Annotated in this window: 22 protein-coding genes, 1 tRNA gene and 1 pseudogene; 7 read left to right on the forward strand and 17 right to left on the reverse strand. The window is 65.4% G+C overall.

Annotated features, from left to right (window positions below; translation table 11 throughout):
* Positions 1-149: 149 nt before the first annotated feature.
* Both ACX80M_RS03365 and ACX80M_RS03370 read right to left on the reverse strand, forming a co-directional pair.
* Positions 150-767: pseudogene (locus ACX80M_RS03365) on the reverse strand (SDR family oxidoreductase); the annotation flags it as partial.
* Positions 768-773: 6 nt separating this feature from the next.
* On the reverse strand, positions 774-1718 hold the full coding sequence (locus ACX80M_RS03370) for an NAD(P)-dependent oxidoreductase (RefSeq protein ID WP_252601550.1): 945 nt from the start codon (positions 1716-1718) through the stop codon (positions 774-776).
* 73 nt (positions 1719-1791) lie between these two features.
* Between ACX80M_RS03370 and ACX80M_RS03375 the strand changes: the two genes are divergently transcribed.
* Positions 1792-2856, forward strand: coding sequence for a D-2-hydroxyacid dehydrogenase (locus ACX80M_RS03375; RefSeq protein WP_459308841.1), 1065 nt, complete (start codon positions 1792-1794; stop codon positions 2854-2856).
* Positions 2857-3074: 218 nt separating this feature from the next.
* On the opposite strand, the gene ACX80M_RS03380 is transcribed toward ACX80M_RS03375, so the two are convergent.
* The 8 genes from ACX80M_RS03380 to ACX80M_RS03415 all read right to left on the reverse strand — a co-directional run bounded on the left by ACX80M_RS03380 (position 3075) and on the right by ACX80M_RS03415 (position 8469).
* On the reverse strand, positions 3075-4391 hold the full coding sequence (locus ACX80M_RS03380) for an MFS transporter (RefSeq protein WP_459309070.1): 1317 nt from the start codon (positions 4389-4391) through the stop codon (positions 3075-3077).
* A 215-nt stretch (positions 4392-4606) separates the two neighbouring features.
* Positions 4607-5404: an IclR family transcriptional regulator gene (locus ACX80M_RS03385; protein ID WP_252610017.1), complete on the reverse strand. Its 798-nt coding sequence runs from the start codon at positions 5402-5404 to the stop codon at positions 4607-4609.
* A gap of 265 nt (positions 5405-5669) precedes the next feature.
* Positions 5670-5960: a hypothetical protein gene (locus tag ACX80M_RS03390; protein ID WP_252601558.1), complete on the reverse strand. Its 291-nt coding sequence runs from the start codon at positions 5958-5960 to the stop codon at positions 5670-5672.
* 39 nt (positions 5961-5999) lie between these two features.
* Positions 6000-6281 (reverse strand): GrpB family protein, encoded by a 282-nt coding sequence (locus tag ACX80M_RS03395; RefSeq protein WP_374209886.1) that lies wholly within the window; start codon positions 6279-6281, stop codon positions 6000-6002.
* Between the two features lie 174 nt (positions 6282-6455).
* Positions 6456-6531 (reverse strand) — tRNA-Val (locus tag ACX80M_RS03400).
* 100 nt (positions 6532-6631) lie between these two features.
* On the reverse strand, positions 6632-7552 hold the full coding sequence (locus ACX80M_RS03405) for an NAD-dependent protein deacetylase (protein WP_459308844.1): 921 nt from the start codon (positions 7550-7552) through the stop codon (positions 6632-6634).
* Between the two features lie 6 nt (positions 7553-7558).
* Complete coding sequence (locus ACX80M_RS03410; RefSeq protein ID WP_252601561.1) at positions 7559-8053, reverse strand: peroxiredoxin; 495 nt, start codon at positions 8051-8053, stop codon at positions 7559-7561.
* Positions 8050-8469: a DUF3052 domain-containing protein gene (locus ACX80M_RS03415; RefSeq protein ID WP_056341561.1), complete on the reverse strand. Its 420-nt coding sequence runs from the start codon at positions 8467-8469 to the stop codon at positions 8050-8052. The genes ACX80M_RS03410 and ACX80M_RS03415 overlap by 4 nt, the downstream gene beginning before the upstream one ends.
* 396 nt (positions 8470-8865) lie before the next feature.
* On the opposite strand from ACX80M_RS03415, the gene aceE reads away from it, so the two are divergent.
* The 6 genes from aceE (at position 8866) to ACX80M_RS03445 (ending at position 16855) form a co-directional block, all read left to right on the forward strand.
* A complete protein-coding gene (aceE, locus tag ACX80M_RS03420; RefSeq protein WP_252601653.1) occupies positions 8866-11634 on the forward strand; it encodes a pyruvate dehydrogenase (acetyl-transferring), homodimeric type in 2769 nt (922 codons plus the stop codon).
* Positions 11635-11819: 185 nt separating this feature from the next.
* A complete protein-coding gene (locus tag ACX80M_RS03425; protein ID WP_056349053.1) occupies positions 11820-13064 on the forward strand; it encodes a PucR family transcriptional regulator in 1245 nt (414 codons plus the stop codon).
* An 88-nt stretch (positions 13065-13152) separates the two neighbouring features.
* A complete protein-coding gene (locus ACX80M_RS03430) occupies positions 13153-14082 on the forward strand; it encodes an ACP S-malonyltransferase (protein ID WP_181037144.1) in 930 nt (309 codons plus the stop codon).
* Complete coding sequence (locus ACX80M_RS03435; protein WP_252601563.1) at positions 14079-15140, forward strand: beta-ketoacyl-ACP synthase III; 1062 nt, start codon at positions 14079-14081, stop codon at positions 15138-15140. Before ACX80M_RS03430 ends, ACX80M_RS03435 begins: the two co-directional genes overlap by 4 nt.
* A gap of 81 nt (positions 15141-15221) precedes the next feature.
* Entirely contained in the window at positions 15222-15467 is a 246-nt protein-coding gene (locus tag ACX80M_RS03440) for an acyl carrier protein (RefSeq protein ID WP_009359314.1), read from the forward strand.
* Positions 15468-15619: 152 nt separating this feature from the next.
* The gene (locus ACX80M_RS03445; RefSeq protein WP_252601565.1) at positions 15620-16855 is read left to right on the forward strand and encodes a beta-ketoacyl-[acyl-carrier-protein] synthase family protein; all 1236 of its coding nucleotides are present in this window, start codon (positions 15620-15622) and stop codon (positions 16853-16855) included.
* Positions 16856-17009: 154 nt separating this feature from the next.
* Here the strand turns inward: ACX80M_RS03445 and ACX80M_RS03450 are convergent, their stop codons facing one another.
* The 7 genes from ACX80M_RS03450 to ACX80M_RS03480 all read right to left on the reverse strand — a co-directional run bounded on the left by ACX80M_RS03450 (position 17010) and on the right by ACX80M_RS03480 (position 23138).
* Entirely contained in the window at positions 17010-17513 is a 504-nt protein-coding gene (locus ACX80M_RS03450) for a DUF3145 domain-containing protein (protein ID WP_056349065.1), read from the reverse strand.
* A gap of 276 nt (positions 17514-17789) precedes the next feature.
* A complete protein-coding gene (locus tag ACX80M_RS03455) occupies positions 17790-18716 on the reverse strand; it encodes a tyrosine recombinase XerC (RefSeq protein WP_252601567.1) in 927 nt (308 codons plus the stop codon).
* A 50-nt stretch (positions 18717-18766) separates the two neighbouring features.
* The gene (dprA, locus tag ACX80M_RS03460; RefSeq protein ID WP_459308851.1) at positions 18767-19951 is read right to left on the reverse strand and encodes a DNA-processing protein DprA; all 1185 of its coding nucleotides are present in this window, start codon (positions 19949-19951) and stop codon (positions 18767-18769) included.
* Between the two features lie 13 nt (positions 19952-19964).
* Positions 19965-21509 carry a YifB family Mg chelatase-like AAA ATPase gene (locus tag ACX80M_RS03465; protein WP_252610007.1) on the reverse strand — a complete coding sequence of 515 codons (1545 nt, stop codon included), beginning with the start codon at positions 21507-21509 and terminating at the stop codon, positions 19965-19967.
* On the reverse strand, positions 21510-21866 hold the full coding sequence (locus tag ACX80M_RS03470; protein ID WP_252601576.1) for a YraN family protein: 357 nt from the start codon (positions 21864-21866) through the stop codon (positions 21510-21512).
* 123 nt (positions 21867-21989) lie between these two features.
* The gene (locus ACX80M_RS03475; RefSeq protein ID WP_252601579.1) at positions 21990-22316 is read right to left on the reverse strand and encodes a DUF2469 domain-containing protein; all 327 of its coding nucleotides are present in this window, start codon (positions 22314-22316) and stop codon (positions 21990-21992) included.
* A gap of 93 nt (positions 22317-22409) precedes the next feature.
* Positions 22410-23138 carry a ribonuclease HII gene (locus ACX80M_RS03480; protein WP_459309072.1) on the reverse strand — a complete coding sequence of 243 codons (729 nt, stop codon included), beginning with the start codon at positions 23136-23138 and terminating at the stop codon, positions 22410-22412.
* Between the last annotated feature and the right edge of the window lie 6 nt (positions 23139-23144).

Raw genomic sequence — 23144 nt, forward strand, 5'->3', positions numbered from 1 at the left:
GGCCTCGTCCGCGGCCGGTGCACCCAGCGGGACCTCCTCGATCCGCAGATCCCCCGCCGCATGCGCCACCACCGCCAAACCCGACACCGGCACCCCGGAACCAGGCAGGGCTGTTGCTTCGGTCCCCTGAGCCACTGCTGAAGCGCCCATCAGACCACCACCGTCATTCCGCCGTCGATAAAGATCGTCTGCCCGTTCACAAAATCCGACCCGTCCGAAGCCAGCCACACCGCCGGGCCCGCCAGGTCCTGGACCGTGCCCCACCGGTGCGCCGGGGTCCGGCCCAGAATCCAGGCATTGAACTGCTCATCATCCACCAGGTTCTGCGTCATCTCCGTGTGGATGTAGCCCGGGGCGATCCCGTTGATCTGCAGCCCGGAGCCCGCCCACTCCGCCGTCATCGCCCGGGTCAGGTTCCGCAGCCCGCCCTTCGCCGCCACATACGGGGCGATCGTGGGCCGGGCCAGGTCCGTCTGCACCGAACAGATATTGATGATCTTGCCCCTGCCCCGCGGGATCATGTGCCGTGCCGCCTCACGCCCCACCAGGAACGCGCCCGTCAGATCCGTCCTGATCACCCGCTCCCAATCCGCCACATCGAGCTCCAGCATCGGCACCCGGTGCTGGATCCCGGCATTGTTCACCAGGATCTGCAACGGACCCACATGCTCCTCCACCCACGAAACACCCCGGGCAGCCTCGGCATCACTCGTGACATCAAACGCGACACCATGCACCCGCCCCGGCGCGAAGTCCGCGGCCATCGCCNCCACTCATGGTGCAGCTGTCCCTTTCGTTGCGGCATCCGCAGGTTCCGCGCTAGTGGTGTTGTCGCTCAGATTCGAAATGGCCTGGCGGACCACGGCAAGGTCCTGATCGCCAAGGCCCTGGCGCTTCAGTTCGGCGTAAAGCTCGACGCCGGCCGTCGCCATCGGCACGGCAGCGCCGGCCGCCCTGGCTGATTCGAGCACAAAGGACAGGTCCTTATGCATGAACTTCGCCGGGCCTGTTGGTGTGTAGTCCTTCCGGGCCAGTCGCGGTCCCACGTTCTCCAGCACACGGCTGCCCGCAAGGCCTCCGGCCAGGACGCCGAAAAGCGCCGCCGGATCCATCCCGGAGCGCTCGGCGAGCTCGGCCGCTTCGGCGAGCGCCGCCGTCGTGGTTCCTACAATGAGCTGGTTGCAGGCCTTGGCGAGCGACCCCGCGCCCAGTGGGCCCATGTGCCTGACGGTTGTCCCCATCGCGTTGAAGAAGGGCTCGAGCCGCCGGAAGTCGTCCGCGGTACCGCCGGCCATGATGGCCAGGGTGCCGTCGGTCGCGCCCTTGGTCCCGCCGCTGACTGGGGCGTCCACCACAGTGGCGCGGCCGTGGCTTGCCGCGTGGACCCGTCGCCCGAAGTCCTGGACCTTCGCCGGTGAGACTGAGCTTGCGACCACTACGGCAGTGCCGGCGTGCGGCGGATTCGCATCCCAGCTCGCCAGCAACCCCGCCGAGGCCTCCTCGATGAAGGACAGGTCCGGGAGCATAAAGGCGATGATTGGCAGGTCCCGCAGGGATGTAACGTCGGGCGCGGAGTGGCCACCCTGCGCCACGAATTCCTGGAGGGGAGCTTCGGATCTGTTCCAGGCGGTGACCGCCCAGCCGGCGCGGACCAGATTCGCTGCCATGGGCAGCCCCATCAGCCCCAGGCCTACAAAGCCCGCTGTTCTGTCTTCCATATCTAGGCCTCGACTCACATCGTTGTGTGGTTAATGAAGGGAAATCTGTCCAATATCCTAGCCGCTATTCAGTATGATGAACACTATGACGACTCTAACCACCGTCGCGATCGCCGTCCCGCTCGAAGCAGAGCTGGTGGACCGCATCCGCGCCGTAGACCCCTCCGTAACTGTCCTCTATGAGCCGGACCTGCTTCCGCCCGAGCGTTTTCCGGCCGACCACTCCGGGGATCCGGACTTCAAACGGACTCGCGCGCAGGAGGAGCAGTACTGGGCCATGCTCAACAAGGCGCAGGTTCTGTACGGCCTGCCCAATGAGAGCCCCTCGGGCCTTGCCCGCATCGCGAGCGAGAATCCACGGCTCCAGTGGGTCCACGCGATGGCCGCCGGCGCCGGCGGTGCCGTCAAGGCCTCCGGGCTGGACCAGAAAACACTCCTCAAGTTCAAGGTGACCACCTCCGCCGGCGTCCATGCCCTGCCGCTGGCAGAATTCGCTGCGCTGGGAATCCTCAATGGCTTCAAGCGCAGCGCCGAGTTGGCCCAGGACCAGGCCGCCAAGGTGTGGCCCGAGCTTCGGACCCCCACCCGTCTGGTCAGCGGTTCCACGCTGGTTGTGACCGGCCTGGGCGAAATCGGCCTGGAGACCGCCCGGATCGCCCGCGCCCTGGGCATGACGGTCAGCGGCACCAAGCGGAATGTTGAGCCGATCGAAGGAATCGAGCAGGTTGCCGGCAACGACGGACTGGCCGGGCTGCTCGCCTCGGCGGACGCCGTCGTCAATACGCTGCCCGGCACGCCGTACACGGAGAAGCTCTTCAACCGTGAGGTGTTTGCCGCAATGAAGCCGGGAACGGTGTTTGTGAACGTGGGCCGCGGCATTGTGGTGGACGAGGACGCCCTGCTGGAGGCCTTGGACAACCGCCAGGTCTCCTACGCCTGCCTTGATGTCTTTGCCGTGGAACCGCTCCCCCAGGACAGCCCGCTGTGGAAACACCCCAGGGTCATGGTGTCGCCGCATACCTCGGCGCTCAGTGCCGCGGAGAACCGCCTGATCGCGGAGCGCTTCTGCAGCAACCTGCGCACGTTCCTCGACGGCGGCGACCTCCCCCACCTGGTGGACCCGGTCCACTTCTACTAAGGCGCAGGCCCCGGCCCGCACTACAGAGCCCCTGCCGTGGATCCTGGAAACAGGAATCCGCAGCAGGGGCTCTTTTGTGTCAGGCGGTTGTGTCCGCGTGCTGTCAGCGGCGAATTAGTTACGTACTTACGCTGAGCAGCGGCGCCCAATTAGCGAGCGGCACGGAAATAGGCGGCCTCCCCATCAAGGGGAGGCCGCCTATTGCATGGGTGGAGTGCCTAGCGTGCGTCCTCCACCAGGATCAGGTCCCGGCCGTTGGTTTCCGGGGTGAAGAAGGTGGTGCCGAAGGAGATCAGCGCCAGGACCAGGGAGTAGATGGCGGGAACCAGCCAGGAATGGCCTGTCGCAGCCAGGAGGGCCACACCGATCATGGGTGCGAATCCGCCGGCCAGGACGGCGGAGAGTTCACGGCTCAGCGCCACGCCGGTGAAGCGGTGCTGGGAGCCGAAGAGTTCCGGCAGCATGGCGCACTGCGGACCGAGCATGGACTGCACGCCAAGTGAAATGCCCACCACCATGATCATCCAGACGAGGGTGACGTTGCCGAGCGTGACCAGGTAGAAGGCCGGCAGGGCGATGACGGCCTGAAAGAGGGCGCCGTAGCGGTATACAGGAACGCGTCCGAAGCGGTCGGAAAGGGCGCCGAAGGTGACCACCATGACCGCTGCGAATCCAGCGGCAATGAGGAGGCCGGTGGGGCCAATGAACTTGTCGCCGGCGAAGATTCCGGCGGGCATGCTGATGAAGGATACCAGGAGGGCGGAGTAAATGGAGGAGTTTCCGTTTTCTCCCATCCGCAGGCCGATGCCGATGAGCACGTTCTTCTTCGAGTGCTTCCAGATCTGCACGACGGGGTTCTTGACCACGGCCTTGTGCTTTTCCAGTTCCTGGAAGACCGGCGTTTCCTTGAGCCGGAGTCGGATGAAGACCGCGATGACAATCAGGATGACGCTCGCCAGGAACGGAACGCGCCACAGCCAGCCCTGCAGTACTTCCTTGTCCGCCAGTGCCATCAGGGCGAAGGTGCCTGCGCCGAGCAGGGTGCCCAGCTGGATGCCGACGAACGGCAGTGCGGCGAAGAATCCACGACGGCGGCGCGGGGCCACTTCTGAGATCAGGGTGGTGGCGCCTGCCTGCTCGGCACCGGCGCCCAGGCCCTGAAGGATCCGAAGGGCCACCAGGAGCACTGCGCCGACCATTCCCGCCTGTTCAAAGGTGGGCAGGAGCCCAATGGCGAAGCTGGCCATGCCCATCAGGCCGATGGTCAGGATCAGGACCATCTTCCGGCCGAACCGGTCACCGATGTAGCCGAAGACGATGCCGCCGAACGGCCGGGCTGCGAAGCCCACACCATAGGTGGCGAATGACGCGATCACGGCGCCGCTTTCCCCCAGCGGTGAGAAGAAGAGCGGCCCAAAGATCAAGGCCGAGGCGAGGCCGTAGATGTAGAAGTCGTAGTACTCCAGTGCGGAGCCTACCGAGCTGGCAAGGGTTGCCCTTCGCAGCTGCTCCGGATCGACGGCGGCGCCGTCCATGTCAGTCTGCGGTGATTTAGTACGAGTTGTCACAAGAACTCCCTCAAAAACACTCCAGGCCCCCGTTGGCCTGGTGGGATAGCGAGGACACTCCGTGGTGTCGATCACTATATTGAACAGAGTACAGCAAGTTGAACACGCAGCAAGTGGTTGACGGATGTTTTGTTCACAACCGGGGTGATGAACGTTAAATAGGGCCGCCAGAGCGGGGGCACTCAGCCCATGGGGTTGCCCAGGGACCGCGCCAGCTCGTTCAGTTCCTTGACCATCCGGGAACCCTGCTCCGCGGAGTATGTGGCCTTGAGGGCCGTGACTGACAACCCAAGGCTCGGGCCGTGGGCGCCGCGCGTAGGCACGGCCACAGCCAGGCAGACCACTCCAATAGTGGATTCCTCATCTTCGAACGCATAGCCCTGTTCACGGATGGTTGTGAGCTGTGCCTTCAATTCGGCCCCCGTGCGGAGGGACTTCGGGGTCAGCACCGGAAGTTGGGCGTCATCGGAAAACATTGCGTCGACGTCGTGGTCATGAAGGCGGGCAATCAGGGCCTTGCCCACGGCACACAGGGACACCGGCATCTTGTCGCCGATGTTGGACGTCAGGCGGACCGCCGGATGGCCCTCGTAGCGGGCCAAATAGATCACGTTGGTTCCGTCCAGCATGGCTATTCGTACCGTCTCCCCGGAAAGGGTCGGCGCCTGCTCGCAGAACCGGTAGAACTCCTGTACTTCGTCGAGCCGGCTGAGATAGGCGGCTCCGAGTTCCACGAGCTTGCGGCCCAGCGTGAATTCGGCGCCCTGGCGGCTGATCAGCCGGGCTTCTTCCAATGCCAGCAACAGGTTGGAGGTGGACGACTTGGGGATACCCAGCTCGCGGGCCAGATCGCTCAGTGTCAGCCGCCCCGTCGCAGAGGCTGACAAGGCGTCCATGACGGCGGCGGCACGCGTGACCGCCGGCGCCGGCGATGTGCTCCCCAAACCCTCGGAGGAGCGGGAAGTGCGGGAATCGGCCATGATTCTCCTTCGATCGGCACGCCGGGGCGCGTCGCGTAGATGCGTTCATTCTGCTGAACAGTAACCATCATAATGGCTTAGCGGCGATTCAGGGCCCGGGCCAAGGCACCGTCCACCGCGCCCCGCACCCCGGTTCGCGTGGCATTTGTTTGTTTCAGGAAGTTCACGGTATATTCATTTCAGACCCTCCACCGCGGCATCCCCCAATAGTCGCGGTGGAGGGTTTTCCAATGCCTGAATGTTGTCGTGGCCTTGGCCGCCGGGTTCAGGCGACGTCCACCACGGATTCCCTCAGCCTCCAGCCGCCACCAAGGCCGTCGCGCTCCAGCACCATGGTGGTCAACGCGGACTGCGGATTGCGGCCCAGCCGCACCTGGACCTGCAAGACCTCAACGTCCACGCGGCCCAGACCTTTGGGCATACGCCGCTGCGCCTCCCACCAGCTCACACGCTCAAACCATCTCACTGCGTCGGCACCGACGGCCCATTCCCTGCCGTTGCTGACCACCGCCGTCGGGCTGCCGTCCCTGGCCGTCTTCACCACCACATATTCCATAGCCGGAACACTAGGGACAGCCACCGACAATTTGGCGCCCTAGCGGTATTGAGCCAGGAGGGCACGGATTGTTGAACCCTTGGCTTCTGCGTAGTCCTGCATGAAAGTCCATTCCTGATCCGCCAGCCTACGTTTGAGCTGCTCGTATTCGATCCGGGCGTCCTGGCTACTTCGCAGGTAGTCCCGAAACCGGCGGTGTTCGAACCACGCCGGCTCGCGCTTCGAAGCAAGCTCGGGAACAGATGTCGAGCCGACGTGCTCCACTGTGATGCTTGTGGAGCCCAGTGCCGAACGGATGTTGTCGCGGAGGTCGCAAAAGATCTCCCGCTACCCTGCGTCGTATGCCACGAGCTCCACGGGTCTATTGAGGGAATCCCTGCCGCGGAGATACTCGACCCCATTCACATTCATGGGCCGACCCTACGCCCTGAACCGCACAGGGCAACAAAAACCCCGCCGTTCCCGGCCACTCGGGCCAGGAACAACGGGGTTTGGTGGTGGGTCCTACCGGGATCGAACCGATGACATCCACGGTGTAAACGTGGCGCTCTACCAGCTGAGCTAAAGACCCAAACTGCCGGCTTTTCGCACCTCAGCGCGTCAGCCAACGAACATAAATTCTACCTGACGGGCGGGACGAAAAGCCAATCGACACGGTCGGCCCCGAACGGTCAAAGATCGGGGAGTTCGGCGGCGAGCCAGGTCAGTGCCTCGCTGACGCCTGCGTCGAGCTTGATGGTGGCGTACTGGTCGCCCCGGGTACCGCCCCTGTTGATGATCACCACAGGCTTGCCGTCCTTCGCCGCGTGACGGACGAACCGCAGTCCGCTCATCACGGTCAGCGATGAACCGGCAACAAGCAATGCCTCTGCACTGTCCACCATCGCGTAGGCGGCTTCTGCGCGTTCTTTGGGCACGTTCTCGCCGAAGTAGACAAAGTCTGGCTTGAGCATTCCGCCGCAGGCGGGGCAGGCAGCGACCACAAAACTGCTGATCAGAGCAATGTCCTCAACAGTGGCGTCGGCGTCGGGCGCCATTTCCACCAGCCCGGAAGTTGTGGCGCGCGCCAGGAAGCCGGGATTGAGTTCTTCGAGCACCTCCGACAGCAGGCGGCGGGTGTACGTGCGCTTGCAATCGAGGCAGACTACCCGGTCATAACGGCCGTGGAGGTCAATGACATTCCGGCTGCCGGCGTCTTCATGCAGCCGGTCGACGTTCTGGGTGATCAACCCAGTGAGCAGGCCCCGCCGCTCAAGTTCTGCGGCCGCATTGTGCCCAGGGTTTGGATCTGCGTGCCGCAAGTGGGACCAGCCGATATGGTTCCGCGCCCAATAGCGCTGGCGGTTGGCGCCGTCGCGCACAAACTCCTGGTAAGTTATGGGCGAACGTGGCACGGCGTCCGGCCCGCGGTAATCCGGTATGCCCGAATCGGTGCTCAGCCCTGCGCCGGTAAGTAACACCAGCCGCTTGCCGGACAATAGCTCCCGGACGCGTTCAAGCCCCTGAAGGTCCGCACTGGACAGCGCGGCAGGGTCAGCGGCCGGCAGGCTGGCGAAGCCTGTCAGGCCGATGCCGTGCCGCTGCTGGTCCATGCGGCCTCAGGCCTGTTCCAGACCTGCCAGAGCATCCTGGTACTCGGCGAGCTCGCGGGCCTGCCCGCGCGGATTCACCACGACGTAGCGGATTGTTCCTGCTGCATCGATGATGAACGTCCCGCGCCCAGCCATGCCACTCTCCGGGTCGAAGACTCCATAGGCGGAAGCGACAGCGCCGTGCGGCCAGAAGTCAGCCAGAAGGTCAAAGCCGTAGCTTTCCTTCTCGGCATAAGCCCGCAGGCTGAACTTGCTGTCCACGGACACGGCCAGGACGGTGGCCCTGGCATCCTCGAACGCGGCCAGGTTGTCCCGGATTTCGCAGAGCTCGCCGGTACAGACACCCGAAAAAGCAAACGGATAAAACACGAGCACAACGTTCTGCCCGCGGAAACTGGATAACCGGACAGGTTCTCCGAACTGGTTTACCAGCTCAAAGTCCGGGGCAAGCTCCCCCACCGCCGGAACAGTCTGCCCGGCTACGGCAAGAGCTGCCGTCACTTGTTCTTCCTGCTGACCAGGCGGGTGGCACTCCAGTCCTTTGACACACCTGCCGAGGTGGTGAGGTGCAGGCCCGCAGTGGGCGCCGCTTCCTGAATTTCCGCCGGCGACACGTACCCGGTGCGCCCTGACTTTGGCGTCAACACCCAAACAACCCCGGTTTCACTCAGGGTGGTCAGGGAATCCATGAGGCTGTCGACCAGATCCCCGTCGCCGTCCCGCCACCAAAAAATGACGGCGTCAACAACGTCGTGGTCGTCCTCGTCCAGGAGCTCGGACCCTGTCAGGTCCTCAATATCATCACGTAAGTCGAAATCGACGTCGTCGTCGTAACCGAACTCCTGAATCAGATCCCCGTTTTTGAAACCCAATTTTTCCGCCACATTTACCGAAGTGGCGGCGTCGGCCTCGCTCACGTGTTCCTCCAATGCCTAATACATGCAATTCGCATAGTGATTTCCATTACTCCCAGCCAACACCCTTTGTGCCTGCGCTTCAAGCTGCCGCCACCGCGATCCGCCATATTCTGCGTCACATCCGGCGCCGTCAGCCTGCGTTGCAGCGGCTTTCGTCACACAACCAGTATGACGGCGAAATACAACAGGGACGCCATGGACGCGGCTACGCATCGTGCTGGAGTCACAGCTAGAGTGACTGGTGACAACTATGCCTGCGGGGCGACCGCCTGGAACAATGGCAGACATAGGCGTGATAGGACCCTGCCCGGCGCACATGACCGGGCTGTTGTAACCGATACGTCGCACACGTCGCATTCATGCCGGACAGTCACCCTGCCCGGCATGTGGGCGCCGATGCATGCGCGCAAAGAGAGGTTGGACGTGGCTGCAGGAGAAGATACCTCCCATATCCTCAGCGGGTTGACAAACCAGCTGCCTGATCGTGATCCGGAAGAGACCGCCGAATGGGCTGAGTCCCTGGATGCACTGATCAGGGAACAGGGCACGGAACGTGCCCAATACATCATGCGGAGCCTGCTGCAGCGCGCCGGCGCGCAGAGTGTCGGTGTGCCGATGGTGACCACCACGGACTACGTGAACACCATCCCGGTGGACCAGGAAGCTCCGTTCCCCGGCAACGAAGAGTTCGAGCGCCGGTACCGGGCGTACATGCGCTGGAACGCCGCCATCATGGTGCACCGGGCACAGCGGCCGAACATCGGGGTGGGCGGGCACATCTCCACGTACGCCGGGGCCGCCACACTGTACGAGGTCGGTTTCAACCACTTCTTCCGCGGCAAGGACCACCCCGGCGGCGGTGACCAGGTCTTCTTCCAGGGCCACGCCTCCCCCGGCATGTACGCCCGCGCGTTTATGGAAGGCCGGCTCGCCGAGGAGGATCTGGACGGATTCCGGCAGGAAAAGTCCAAGGAAGGCCACGCGCTCTCCTCCTACCCGCACCCGCGCCTGATGCCGGAGTTCTGGGAATTCCCCACGGTGTCCATGGGCATCGGTCCGATGAACGCGATCTACCAGGCCCAGTCCAACCGGTACCTGCACAACCGCGGCCTCAAGGACACCTCGGACCAGCAGGTCTGGGCGTTCCTGGGCGACGGCGAAATGGACGAGCCCGAGTCCCGCGGCCTGCTCCAGCTCGCCGCGAACGAGAACCTGGACAACCTGAACTTTGTGATCAACTGCAACCTCCAGCGCCTGGACGGTCCCGTCCGCGGCAACGGCAAGATCATGCAGGAACTCGAAGCGTTCTTCCGTGGCGCGGGCTGGAACGTCATCAAGGTCGTCTGGGGCCGGGAGTGGGATGACCTGCTCACCAAGGACGCCGACGGCTCGCTCGTGAAGATCATGAACGAGACCCCGGACGGTGACTACCAGACCTACAAGGCAGAATCCGGCGGGTTCGTCCGCGAGCACTTCTTCGGCAAGACCCCGCAGACCAAGGACATGGTCGCGGACCTGAGCGATGACGAGATCTGGAACCTCAAGCGCGGCGGCCACGACTACCGCAAGGTCTACGCCGCGTATAAGGCTGCCACCGAATTCAAGGGCAAGCCCACCGTGATCCTGGCCAAAACGGTCAAGGGCTACGGACTCGGACCCCACTTCGAGGGCCGCAACGCGACCCACCAGATGAAAAAGCTCACCCTCGATGACCTGAAGAAGTTCCGCGACCACCTGCGGATTCCGGTCACCGACGAGCAGCTGGAGAAGGACCCGTACCAGCCTCCGTACTTCCACCCGGGCACCGATGCGCCGGAGATCCAGTACATGATGGAACGCCGTGCCCAGCTGGGCGGTTCTGTTCCGGAGCGCCGCTCCAAGCACCAGGAGATCGCCCTCCCGGAGGCAAAAACGTACGAAGTCGCCAAGCGCGGTTCCGGGAAGCAGCAGGCCGCCACCACCATGGCGTTTGTCCGGCTCCTCAAGGACCTTATGCGGGACAAGAACTTCGGCAAGCACATCGCGCCGATCATCCCCGATGAGGCCCGCACGTTCGGCATGGACGCGTTCTTCCCCACGGCCAAGATCTACAACCCCAAAGGCCAGAACTACCTCTCCGTGGACCGGGACCTGGTCCTGGCCTACAAGGAATCGGCCCAAGGCCAGCTGATCCACCCCGGCATCAACGAAGCAGGCGCCGTGGCAGCGTTCACCGCCGCCGGAACCGCGTACGCCACCCACGGCGTACCGCTGATCCCGGTGTACGTGTTCTACTCCATGTTCGGATTCCAGCGCACCGGCGACGCCTTCTGGGCCGCCGGGGACCAGATGGCCCGCGGGTTCATCATCGGCGCCACCGCCGGCCGCACCACGCTGACCGGCGAAGGCCTCCAGCACGCCGACGGCCACTCCCCGCTGCTGGCCTCCACGAACCCGGCAGTGGTCACCTACGACCCCGCGTACGGGTACGAGATGGGCCACATCATCCGGGACGGCATCGAGCGTATGTACGGGCCCGATTCGGCTGACCGGAACCTGATGTACTACATCACGGTCTACAACGAGCCCATCACGCAGCCCGCAGAACCCGAAGAGCTCGACGTGGAAGGTGTTCTCAAGGGCATCTACCTCCTGGCTCCGGCGAAGATCGACGGTCCCCGGACCCAGATCCTGGCTTCCGGCGTCTCGGTTCCCTGGGCCATCGAAGCCCAGCGGCTGCTCGCCGAGGACTGGGGCGTCTCCGCCGACGTCTGGTCCGTCACGTCCTGGAACGAACTGCGCCGCGACGGCATGGCCGCCGAGGAAGAGGCGTTCCTGAACCCGGGCAAGCCCGCCCGTGTTCCGTTTGTGACCCAGCAGCTTGCCGGTGCCACAGGACCCGTGGTTGCGGTCTCGGACTACATGAAGGCCGTCCCGGACCAAATCCGCCAGTTTGTGCCGAACGAGTTCGCCACGCTGGGTGCGGATGGCTTCGGCTTCTCCGACACCCGCGCAGCGGCCCGCCGCTTCTTCAAGAACGACATCCACTCCATCGTGGTCCGTTCCCTGCAACTACTGGCGCGCCGCGGCGAAGTCGATGCCCAGGCCCCGGCCCAGGCAATCGAGAAGTACAAGCTGCACAACGTCAACGCCGGTTCCACCGGCAACGCGGGCGGCGAGTCCTGATCATCTCCCGCTGACCTGCTTGTCAGCGTAAATGAACGACGACGGCGACCCTCACCGAAAAGGCGAGGGTCGCCGTCGTCGTCCCCCTGCCTTTCTGGACAGGAGGCAGCCTGTGACGCAGGTCCAACAACGTTGTAGCCTTTGCACAAATAGAGCTTGCCGGGCAGGCACCGTATGCTCGTAGGATGCCAGAGCCAACCACCCCGCCCGTGAAGCGCAAGCCGTCCTCGCGCAGCATGACACCGGAGAAATCCGAAACCCTGAAAAAGCTCCGGGCAAGCGTGGGCCAGCTCTCCACCACCACCCTTCGCCAGCTGGAAAAGTCGCTGCCGTGGTATTCGCGCCTTAGCTCCGACGAGCGCTCGGCCCTGGGCATGGTGGCGCAAAACGGCATCGCAGCGTTTGTCACCTGGTATGAGCGGCCCAGCTCACCGTCGTGGATCCTCACCGACGTTTTTGGGACGGCCCCCACCGAGCTGACGCGCTCCATCAGCCTCCAGAAGGCGCTCCAGCTCATCCGCATCGTGGTGGAAGTGGTGGAAGACCAGGTGCCGGTCATCGCCCCGGAAGCTGACCAGCCCTCCCTCCGCGAGGCGGTGCTGCGGTACTCACGGGAAGTGGCCTTCGCGGCGGCAGACGTGTACGCACGGGCGGCCGAGTCCCGCGGTTCCTGGGATACGCGGCTGGAAGCGCTGATCGTGGACGCCATCCTCCGTGGCGAAAACACGGACGCGCTGCGGTCCCGGATCGCCGCGCTGGGTTGGAAGGCACAGGAGAGGTTCACTGTGATGGTGGGCAATTCGCCGTCTGAACCCAGTGCCAGCTACGTCAGCGAACTGCGCCGCCTGGCAGGCCGCTACGCCGAGGATGCGTTGGTGGGCATCCAGGGCGACCGGCTGATCCTGATCCTTGGCGGCGTCCAGGACCGCGAGACCGCATACCTGAAACTCAGCGAAATGTTCGCCCCCGGCCCGGTGGTCTACGGTCCGGAAGCCGGCTCCCTGCTGGAGGCCAGCGGCTCAGCGCAGTCTGCCTTTGCCGGCCTGACCGCGGCAAGGGCGTGGCCCGCCGCCCCCCGGCCCGTGGCCGCCGATGACCTGTTGCCGGAACGCGTCATCTCCGGTGACGAAGCGGCGCGCCGTTCCCTGGTCAAGAACATCTACCGTCCGCTTGTCGCCGCCTCCAACGGGCTGGTGGAGACCTTGGGCACCTACCTGGAGCTGGGCCATTCCCTTGAGGCGACCGCCCGCGAATTGTTTGTCCACGCCAACACCGTCAGGTACCGGCTCAAGCGCGTCTGCGACGTCACGGGCTGGGATCCGCTGCTCCCCCGGGAGGCGTTTGTGCTGCAGGCGGCGTTGGTTGTCGGGCGGCTGTCGGCGCCGCCAAAAGCCCCGGCGGAGCGTCATCCGGCGCGGAATCAGCCGTGAGTCGTTGTAGACTTCCTACAAACTGACCCCTTGAGCTTGGTGCAGTGAAACACCGCTGGATGACCCCGAAATTTGGAAAGCTGGATACGTGCTTGCAATAGTCTGCCCTGGACAGGGCTCACAGACCCCGGGTTTTCTGGCCCCTTGGCTGGAACTGCCTTCGGTAGCAGGCCATCTGGCCTCCCTCAGTGAGATCGCAGGCATCGACCTGACTGCCCACGGGACCACCTCTGACGAGGACACCATCAAGGACACCGCCGTTGCGCAGCCCCTGATTGTTGCCGCCGGACTGGTGGCCGCAAAGTCGCTGTTCGACGTCGAACTCGGCACGCTTCCCGTGATCCTTGCCGGCCACTCCGTCGGTGAAATCACCGCCTCGGCCCTCGCCGGCGTGCTCACCGAGCAGGAAGCCATGACGTTCGTGCGTGAACGCGCCAACAGCATGGCCGCCGCCGCTGCCGTAACCCCCACCGGCATGAGTGCCGTTGTGGGCGGGGACCCCGCAGAGGTCCTGGCCGCCATCGAGGCTACCGGCGCGACACCTGCCAATGTCAACGGCGCGGGCCAGACCGTGGCAGCCGGAACCTTCGAACAACTCAAGGCCCTGGCGGACAACCCGCCGGCGAAGGCGCGGGTCATCCCGCTGAAAGTGGCCGGGGCGTTCCACACCTCACACATGTCCCCCGCCGTGAGCGCCCTCGAGTCGCTCAAGCCTGGCCTCAAGCCGCAGAAGCCGCAGGTGCCCCTGCTGTCCAACTTTGACGGCCGGGAAGTGACCGACGGCGGCGCCGCCGTCGAGAGCCTCATCGCGCAGGTCTCCCGGCCGGTCCGCTGGGACCTCTGCATGGAAACCCTTGTGCAGCGCGGCGTCACCGGTGTCATTGAGCTGGCCCCGGCCGGCACCCTGGCCGGGCTCGCCAAGCGCGGCATGCCCGGCGTCAAGACCGTTGCAGTCAAAACCCCGGACGACCTCACGGCCGCACTGGCACTCTTCGCAGAACTGGAGGGAAACGCATGAGCGTTCCCACGCTGAAACAGGTTTCCGTAAACGAATACAGCCGCATCATCGGCCTCGGCGCATTCCGGCCTGACGTCATCGTCACCAACGACGACGTCTGCCAGTGGATTGATTCCTCGGACGAATGGATCCGCCAGCGGACCGGCATCGTGACCCGGCACCGGGCCGCTGCCGACGTCAGCGTCATCGATATGGCCGAGGGCGCTGCCCGGGAGGCCCTGCAGCAGGCAGGCATCGAAGCCTCCCAGCTTGGTGCCGTCATCGTTTCCACCGTCACCCACCCGTACGCCACGCCGTCGGCTGCCGCCGCCTTGGCTGACCGCATCGGTGCGACGCCGGCTCCGGCCTTCGATATCTCGGCCGCCTGCGCCGGGTACTGCTACGGCATCGCCCAGGGTGATGCCTTGGTCCGCTCCGGCACGGCCACCTACGTGCTGGTGGTCGGCGCGGAGAAGCTCTCCGACGTCATCGACAACCGGGAACGTACCATTTCCTTCCTGCTGGGCGACGGCGCGGGCGCTGTTGTCATCGGCCCCTCGGACACCCCCGGCATCGGACCCTCAGTGTGGGGTTCGGACGGCAGCAAGTGGGACGCCATCGGCATGACGCGTTCCATCCTGGATGTCCGCGACCTCAGCATGGCCGCCCGCCAGTCCGACGAGCCCGGCGACTTTGCCCTGCTCGAAGAAGCGCAGGAGCTCTACCCCACACTCCGCCAGGACGGGCAGACCGTCTTCCGTTGGGCGGTCTGGGAAATGGCCAAGATGGCACAGCAGGCTTTGGAGGCCGCGGGCGTCAAGGCTGAAGACCTCGTTGCGTTCATCCCGCACCAGGCCAACATGCGGATCATCGACGAGATGGTCAAGAAACTGAATCTTCCTGAATCCGTCACCGTGGCCCGGGACATCGCTGATGCCGGAAACACCTCGGCGGCCTCCATCCCCCTTGCTACCCACCGCCTGCTCAAGGAAAACCCTGAGCTCAGCGGCGGCCTCGCACTCCAGATCGGCTTCGGCGCCGGGCTGGTCTTCGGTGCCCAGGTAATCGTCCTTCCTTAGGAACGCCCCATACAGCCCGCATCCGCGGACTGCACCGTTTCCGGCACCCCCTGCCGGCAATAACAAGAAAAGGAGCCATCAATGGCTAGCAACGAAGAGATCCTGGCCGGCTTGGCTGAAATCGTCAACGAAGAAACCGGCCTTGCCCCCGAGGCTGTGGAACTGGACAAGTCCTTCACCGAGGACCTGGACATCGACTCCATCTCCATGATGACTATCGTGGTCAACGCCGAAGAGAAGTTCGGCGTGCGTATCCCGGACGAAGAGGTCAAGAACCTCAAGACCGTGGGCGACGCCGTCAGCTTCATCGCAGGCGCACAGGCCTAGCCAAGGCTTCAGCCCCTTAAGGCTGACTGGACTGCCGGTCCGTGCTCAGGCCGGACCGGCAGTCCACCACATTTTTCGGCAGCCAGCTGCCCCACACGCGGGACCCCGCCGGACAACCGGATACGGCCTGCCCACCGACAGAGAGTGATCCAATGACACGCAAAGTAGTCATTACCGGTCTGGGTGCCACCACGCCCATCGGCGGCGACGTACCCACCATGTGGAACAACGCGCTGAAGGGGGTCTCCGGTGCCCGCACGCTGGAAGACGAATGGGTCGCCAAGTACGAACTGCCGGTCCACTTCGCCGCCCGCTGCTCCACTCCGGCACTATCGGTCCTGAGCCGCGTTGAGGCCAAGCGGATGGACCCGTCCACCCAGTTCGGCGTCATCGCCTCCCGTGAAGCCTGGGCCGATTCCGGCATCACCGAGATTGACCCCGACCGCCTTGCCGTCGCCTTCGCCACCGGCATCGGCGGCGTCTGGACGCTGCTGGACGCGTGGGACACGCTGAAGGAAAAGGGCCCGCGCCGCGTCCTGCCCATGACGGTGCCCATGCTGATGCCCAACGGCGTCGCAGCAGCCGTCAGCCTTGACCTTGGCGCCCGGGCCGGCGCCCACACCCCGGTTTCGGCCTGCGCGTCGGGCACCGAGGCCCTTCACCTGGGCCTGGAGCTGATCCGCTCCGGCAAGGCCGACGTAGTGATGTGCGGCGGCGCCGAGGCAGCCATCCACCCCATGCCCCTGGCCGCGTTCTCGTCCATGCAGGCCCTCTCGCGCCGCAACGACGACCCCCAGGGCGCCTCACGCCCCTACGATCTGGGCCGCGACGGCTTTGTGATGGGCGAAGGCGCCGGCGCGCTGGTGCTCGAAGCTGAGGAACACGCCATTGCCCGCGGCGCCCGCATCTACGGCGAACTGGCCGGCACCTCCGTGACGGCCGATGCCTACCACATCACCGCCCCGGACCCCCAGGGCCTGGGCGCCACGCGCGCGCTGAAGGCAGCCATGTTCGACGGCCGGATCCAGGCCGAGGACGTTGTCCACGTCAACGCGCACGCCACTTCAACTCCCGTCGGTGACAAGCCCGAGTACACGGCCCTCCGCGCATCGCTGGGGAACCACCTCGACAACGTCGCAGTGTCCGCCACTAAGTCACAGATGGGCCACCTGCTGGGCGCGTCAGGTGCCGTGGAGGCAGTACTCACTGTGCTGGCCGTGTACCACCGCAAGGCCCCGGTCACCATTAACCTCGAGAACCAGGACCCGGAGATCCCGCTCGACGTCGTCACGTCGGCGAGGGATCTGCCGGCAGGCGACATCGTGGCCCTGAGCAACTCGTTCGGCTTCGGCGGCCACAACGCCGTGATCGCTGTCCGCAGCATCTAGCAGCAGCGCGGGAACAGCAAGTACCGCAGACGAAGCAGAGGCCCCGCCATGTGGCGGGGCCTCTGCTTTTGCTATGGAGCGCCGCCTTCCGATCCGGCACGTCTTCTGCCGGGACAGCGGACAGGAAGTACGACGTCGTGATGTCCGACGGCGGTCAGCCCACCTGGTGCAGCCAGCGGACCGGTGCGCCCTCGGCTGCGTGGCGGAACGGCTCTAGTTCCTCGTCCCACGCCTCACCCAAGGCCAGGGAAAGCTCGTGGTACACGGCCGAGGGATCGCCGGCACCCGATTCGTAGGCGTAACGGATGCGGTCCTCTGAGACCATGATGTTGCCGTGGACGTCCGTTGTGGCGTGGAAGATTCCCAGTTCGGGGGTATGCGACCAGCGGCCGCCGTCAACTCCCTGGCTCGGCTCTTCAGTGACCTCGTAGCGAAGATGGGCCCAGCCGCGAAGTGAGGATGCCAGCAGCGATCCGGTGCCCGGGGTTCCTGTCCAGGAGAGCTCGGCGCGGAACATTCCGGGCGCGGCAGGCTGAGGGGTCCACTCTAGATCCGTCCGCTTGTCCACGACGGATCCAATGGCCCACTCAACGTGCGGGCACAGTGCTGTAGGGGCTGAGTGAACAAACAGCACACCGCGGGTCATTGCAACAGACATTCCATCCTCCATAGCTGTAGGTACGTCTTCCCCAACGACCTCTGCCTGGATGAAACTGCCCGGTGCTGTATGTTCCAGCGGCGGTGTTCCCTGCCTGATTATTAAGCTGTGTCCGGACTTGCGGGTGACGCGCGAAGCGAAAGAGCTTCAAGCGTCACTTGAAAGTTGCCGGACGTGACTCTTATTGTGCCGTACGCCGCGTAATTACGCCAGTGCGATCCGCCATAGGTAACACAGTCCTGGAATTAACCCCGCGTTGGCGGGAATCCACGGCTCTCAGGCCCGGGGATGGGCCTGCTGGTAGCTGCTCCGGAGCCGCTCAACGGACACATGGGTGTAGATCTGCGTGGTGGCGAGGCTGCTGTGGCCCAGGATTTCCTGGACCGCACGAAGATCCGCGCCGCCATCGAGCAGGTGCGTTGCCGCAGTATGCCTTAGCGCGTGCGGACCGGTTGCTGAGGTGTCGCCCAAAGCTTCGAAGAGAGCATTCACCACGGTCCTGACCTGACGCTGGTCAACACGGTTTCCTCTGGCGCCCAGGAAAAGCGCCGGTCCGCTGTGGCCCGTCGCCAGGAGCGGCCTGGCCCTGCGGAGCCAGTCGTCGACCGCTACAGCTGCCGGGACGCCGTAGGGAACCGTCCGTTCCTTGTTGCCCTTGCCGACCACCCGTAGGGTCCGGCGGTCCGGGTTGAGATCGTCCACATCCAAGGCGGCCAGCTCCCCCACCCGCAGCCCCGTGGCGTATAGGAGCTCCACCATGGCCCGGTTACGCACCGGAACCGGTGACCCGTTAGCCGCGGCTTCTTCCAGACTGTTCAGCAGCCTGAGGAGTTGTTGGGACTGCAGCACCCCGGGCAGTGACTTTTCCGCTTTGGGAGCCCTGAGACGGAGGGCAGGATCGGTCTCGATGAGCTCTTCCCGCATGGCCCACGTGGTGAAGGAACGCGCTGTAGCCGATCGCCGCGCAAGGGTGGCCCGGGATATCCCGGCCTGGCTCTGCGCCCCGAGCCAGCGTCGGAGAGTGCCCAGCTCCAGTTCCGGCAGATCCGTGACGCCCTCGGAGGCGGCGTATTCCAGGAGGCTTCGAAGATCGGACAGGTATGCCCGAAGCGTATGCCCGGACCGGGCCCGCTCGGCGGTCAGGTATCTGCCGAAGTCTGCGAGTGCCTGCTCAAACGCCCGGGACAGTTCCTGATTCTGCACTGTTCCACTGTCCCAGAACTCCGCGGGAATCCCGTGCCGGACACAGGCAACTACGCTAATTCCCTGGCCCGTTTCCAGCCTCCCCTTTCTGAAGCTGCGAGCCCCAGCAGGCCTAGCCTGCCCAACCCGGCCCGCACGGAGTCCGCACTGAGGCCGGCAACTGCGCAGAGCTTGTCCACGGACGTGGTGGACCGCAGCGGCAGGGCGTCAAGAAGGATCAGATCCTCCAGGGTCAGTCCGTCATGGTCGGCCGCATGCGCTGTCCCGGGCGCCGCAAGCCCCACGCCGCTTGGGGAGGCCAGTTCGGCGATCTCCGCGGCGTCAGTCACGCAGACAGCCCCGCCATCCCGGAGTAGACGGTGGCAGCCGGCGGAGTTGGCGCTGTGCACGGACCCCGGCACAGCTCCCACCGCCCGGCCAAGCGTCTCCGCGTGGTGGGCCGTGTTCAGCGCACCGGACCGCCAGCGCGCTTCCACCACCACCGTCACAGCGGCCAAGGCCGCGATCAGCCTGTTCCGTTGGAGAAAGCGGTAGCGAGTGGGCGCCGACCCCGGCGGCACCTCTGCGAGCACCGCTCCCTGGTTGCAGACCGCCCGCAGGAGATCCTCATTGCCGGACGGATAGAACCGGTCCACACCACCAGCCATCACCGCGATGGTAGGCACCGCCGCTGATCCCCCGGCCAGTGCTGCCCGGTGCGCGTGGGCGTCGATGCCGTACGCGCCCCCGGACACCACGGTGAAGCCCCGCTGAGCCAGGGAGTAGGCGAGGTCCCCGGTCACCGATGCGCCGTAGCTGGTGCTGTCGCGGGACCCCACCAGCGCCACGCTCCGGGCCGGACCGGGAAGCTCCTGTTCCAGGCCCCGCCACCACAGACAGATGGGCTCCTGCATCCCAAGGTCCCCGAGCTGGGCAGGCCAGAGATCATCCGACGGGATTATCAGCCGGCCGCCAAGGCGTGCCATGGTGGCCAGGTCACGCTCGGGCGCCAGATCCGGAATGCGGGGAGCCCAGCGTTTGAGGGAGGCAGCCATCCCCGCCCAGCTGGTTCCGGCGCCGTTGTCCGCCAGCAGTCCGGTGATCTCCCGCTCCAGTGCCGGGCCGGCGGCCGCCTGGCCCGTGGCGATTTTCAAGGCGTCGGGTGCGCCGGTGGCCTGTACCAGGGCCAGTCCGGCCGCGTCCTGCGGTTCCATGAGCCGCGACAGGGCGGCCCGGGCGATCCGTTCGTTGTCCATGTGGTTTCTTCCTTCACGCAGCTGCCGAGGCAGCCTGCCGGAGGCCAAGGGCCTGGCCGATGTCGTTGGTGTCGGGCATGTCGCGGTGCGACAGGTCCGCCAGGGTCCAGGCCAGCCGGAGAACCCTGTCATAGCCCCTGGCGGTCAGTACGCCCCGCTCCAGTGAGTGGTCCAGGATCCGCGTGGCGTCGGCCGGCAGCCGCAGGGCGCCGCGCAGAATCCGGCCGGGCACCTGCGAGTTCGTTTCCATTCCCAGCGGCCGCAGCCGTTCGGCCTGGCGCCGGCGTGCGTCGCCTACCCTCCGTGCCACGGCGGCTGTGTCTTCTTCGGCGCCCGCCTGGCCGAAGTCGGCCAGTGACACGCGTTCCACCTGCAGCTGGATATCCACCCGGTCCAGCAGCGGACCGGACATCCTGGCCACGTAGCGGCGCCGCATCATGGGCGTACACGTGCAGTCCAGGCCCTTTCCCGAAGCCTTGCCGCAGGGACAGGGATTGGCGGCAAGGACCAGCTGGAACCGGGCAGGGTAGGCTGCCGTTCCTGCCGAGCGGTGAATGACCAGCTCCCCGCTCTCCAGGGGCTGGCGGAGGGCGTCCAGGACGCGCCGTTCGTATTCCGGGGCCTCGTCCAGGAACAGGACACCGCGGTGCGCCCGCGACGCCGCACCCGGGCGCGGCAACCCCGATCCCCCGCCGATAATGGCGGCGGCTGTAGCCGAATGATGCGGGTTTTCGAACGGCGGCCGCCGCACAAGCTGAACGGCGGATGAGGGAAGGCCGCAGAGGGAGTGGATGGCAGTGACTTCCATGGCCTCATTATCGGCAAGGTCCGGCAGGAGACCGGGAAGTCTTTCGGCCAGCATGGTCTTGCCCGCACCCGGGGGTCCGGTCAGGAGCAGGTGGTGGGCCCCGGCAGCGGCCACCTCGAGTGCACGTCTGGCTTCGCCCTGGCCGGAGACGTCGGCCATGTCAGGAACAGCCTGGGCTCCCGGTTCGGAGTCCCCGTGACCGGCCTCGTCCTCCGGCTCGAAGTCCAGTGCGAGCTCTTGCGGGTCTGCACCGAAATCGAGCGCCAGCCGCGCCAGCGTGCGGTACCCCTTGACGTTGGCTCCGGGGACTAGCGATGCTTCGCCGAGGTTGGCGTGCGCGACCACCACGTCCGGATAGCCGGCCTGCACCGACGCCATCACTGCCGGCAGGATGCCGCGCACCGGCCGTAGCCGGCCATCCAGCCCGAGTTCGGCGATGAAGACGGTCCGGCCGGTGGGCTTGATGTCATTTGCGGCCCTCAGGACTGCCATGGTCACGGCAAGGTCGAAGCCGGAACCGCGTTTGGGCAGCGACGCAGGGATGAGGTTGGCCGTGATCTTCCGCCGGCTCAGCGGAATTCCGGAATTTTTGGCCGCGGAACGTATGCGTTCCTTGGCCTCGTTGAGGGCTGCGTCCGGGAGGCCCAGGATCACGAATGCCGGCAGGGTCTGGCCAATATCTGCTTCTACCTCGACGATGTACCCGTTCAATCCCACCAGTGCCACGGAGTAGGCCCGGCCCAGCGCCATCTACCCCACCCCCTTGAGGTGTTCCACCACGGGTTCGCCGCCGCCGTCGTCCACCACGGCAATGACGTCCACGCGCCGTAGCGGCATCCGCAGCTCCCGGTCTCGGCACCACGCCGAACCGAGCCGATGCAGCCGGGCGAGTTTGTCCGGCCCCACGGCTTCGAACGGGTGCCCGTAGTCCAGGGAACGGCGGGTTTTCACCTCTGCGATGACCAGGGCGTCGCCGTCCAGGGCCACAATGTCTATTTCACCGTCGGCGCAGCGCCAGTTGCGTTCCACCACCAGCATGCCGAGCGATTCAAGATAGCCGGCCGCGAGTTCCTCGCCGCGCCGGCCCAACAGGTCTTTGGATTTCATTTCTACCTCCGCAACCAGCCTGCAGTGGCAGGACAGCGGAGGACAGCAGGCTATTCGCGTATGTGGGCAACCCGGGAAAACCGCCCCAATACAGCGGGGCTGTGGAGGAGCAGTGGGCCGGCGTCAGTTGCCGAGGTCAGCGTCCTTCGGCAGGGCGAGATCCTCGTTGCGGGGCAGTTCTTCGACGTTGACATCCTTGAACGTCAGGACACGGACTGTCTTCACGAACCGTGCCGAACGGTACACATCCCACACCCAGGCATCCTGGAGCGTCAGATCGAAGTAGACCTCGCCGTCGGCGCTTCGGGCCTGCAGGTCAACGTGGTTTGCGAGGTAAAAGCGGCGTTCGGTCTCGACAACGTAACTGAAGAGCCCGACAACATCGCGGTATTCACGGTAGAGCTGCAGCTCCATGTCGGTTTCATAGTTTTCAAGATCCTCTGCACTCATGCTTCCATCTTGCACCATCCAGGGCGCCGCAGTCGCAGCGTCCGCGCCGCACGAGCCCCACACCAGTGCGGCAGGCACTGGAGCGGCACGGAATCAGAGTTCGCCGCCCAGGAGGTTCCAACTCACCCGGTGGTACGGTGTGGCTCCGGCGGCGCGGAGCGCGTCCCGGTGAATTGCCGTGGCGTAGCCCTTGTTGACGTCCCAGCCAAACTCGGGGTATTCACAGTGCAGGCCGCGCATCTGCTCGTCGCGTTCCACCTTCGCAATCACGCTGGCTGCGGCCACGCTCAGGCACTGCATGTCCGCCTTGATCTTGGTGTGGACCGGGGCAAGGCACGCGAAATCCACGGGCGGCTCGTCAAACAGGGAGGGCTGCCCGGCGGGCGAGAGCCAGTTGTGGCTGCCATCGAGCAGCACCACATTGGGGCTGATGCCGGCCGCAAGGATGTCCTGCCAGGCGCGCGTACCGGCCAGCCGCAGCGCAGCGATCATGCCCAATGCGTCGATCTCCCGCGCGGAAGCGTGCCCGACGGCGGACGCAACACTCCAGCGTCTGACCAACGGTTCCAGCCGTTCCCGTTCGGCGGGGCTGAGGAGCTTGCTGTCCCGCACACCGGCCAGGGGCTTCTGGGTGTGGAGGTCCACGACGGCGATTCCGACGCTCACCGGTCCTGCCAGCGCCCCGCGGCCGACTTCGTCCACGCCGGCCAGGTAACGGGCGCCCTGCGCTTTGAACGTCCGCTCATGCCGGAGCGTCGGCGCTTTGGAGCGGACCCCGTCCGTCTGGCGGGCCGGAGCCTTGGACCCGGTGGCCGGTATCACTGCGGA

The sequence above is a fragment of the Pseudarthrobacter sp. MDT1-22 genome (assembly GCF_054511035.1).

Coding starts and splice junctions, on each gene's coding strand:
- ACX80M_RS03370 (WP_252601550.1), bottom strand. CDS start 1,718: ATGGAAGACAGAACAGCGGGCTTTGTAGGCCTGGGGCTGATGGGGCTG.
- ACX80M_RS03375 (WP_459308841.1), top strand. CDS start 1,792: ATGATGAACACTATGACGACTCTAACCACCGTCGCGATCGCCGTCCCG.
- ACX80M_RS03380 (WP_459309070.1), bottom strand. CDS start 4,391: ATGGACGGCGCCGCCGTCGATCCGGAGCAGCTGCGAAGGGCAACCCTT.
- ACX80M_RS03385 (WP_252610017.1), bottom strand. CDS start 5,404: ATGGCCGATTCCCGCACTTCCCGCTCCTCCGAGGGTTTGGGGAGCACA.
- ACX80M_RS03390 (WP_252601558.1), bottom strand. CDS start 5,960: ATGGAATATGTGGTGGTGAAGACGGCCAGGGACGGCAGCCCGACGGCG.
- ACX80M_RS03405 (WP_459308844.1), bottom strand. CDS start 7,552: ATGGACCAGCAGCGGCACGGCATCGGCCTGACAGGCTTCGCCAGCCTG.
- aceE (WP_252601653.1), top strand. CDS start 8,866: ATGCATGCGCGCAAAGAGAGGTTGGACGTGGCTGCAGGAGAAGATACC.
- ACX80M_RS03425 (WP_056349053.1), top strand. CDS start 11,820: ATGCCAGAGCCAACCACCCCGCCCGTGAAGCGCAAGCCGTCCTCGCGC.
- ACX80M_RS03435 (WP_252601563.1), top strand. CDS start 14,079: ATGAGCGTTCCCACGCTGAAACAGGTTTCCGTAAACGAATACAGCCGC.
- ACX80M_RS03440 (WP_009359314.1), top strand. CDS start 15,222: ATGGCTAGCAACGAAGAGATCCTGGCCGGCTTGGCTGAAATCGTCAAC.
- ACX80M_RS03445 (WP_252601565.1), top strand. CDS start 15,620: ATGACACGCAAAGTAGTCATTACCGGTCTGGGTGCCACCACGCCCATC.
- ACX80M_RS03450 (WP_056349065.1), bottom strand. CDS start 17,513: ATGTCTGTTGCAATGACCCGCGGTGTGCTGTTTGTTCACTCAGCCCCT.
- dprA (WP_459308851.1), bottom strand. CDS start 19,951: ATGGACAACGAACGGATCGCCCGGGCCGCCCTGTCGCGGCTCATGGAA.
- ACX80M_RS03465 (WP_252610007.1), bottom strand. CDS start 21,509: ATGGCGCTGGGCCGGGCCTACTCCGTGGCACTGGTGGGATTGAACGGG.
- ACX80M_RS03470 (WP_252601576.1), bottom strand. CDS start 21,866: ATGAAATCCAAAGACCTGTTGGGCCGGCGCGGCGAGGAACTCGCGGCC.
- ACX80M_RS03475 (WP_252601579.1), bottom strand. CDS start 22,316: ATGAGTGCAGAGGATCTTGAAAACTATGAAACCGACATGGAGCTGCAG.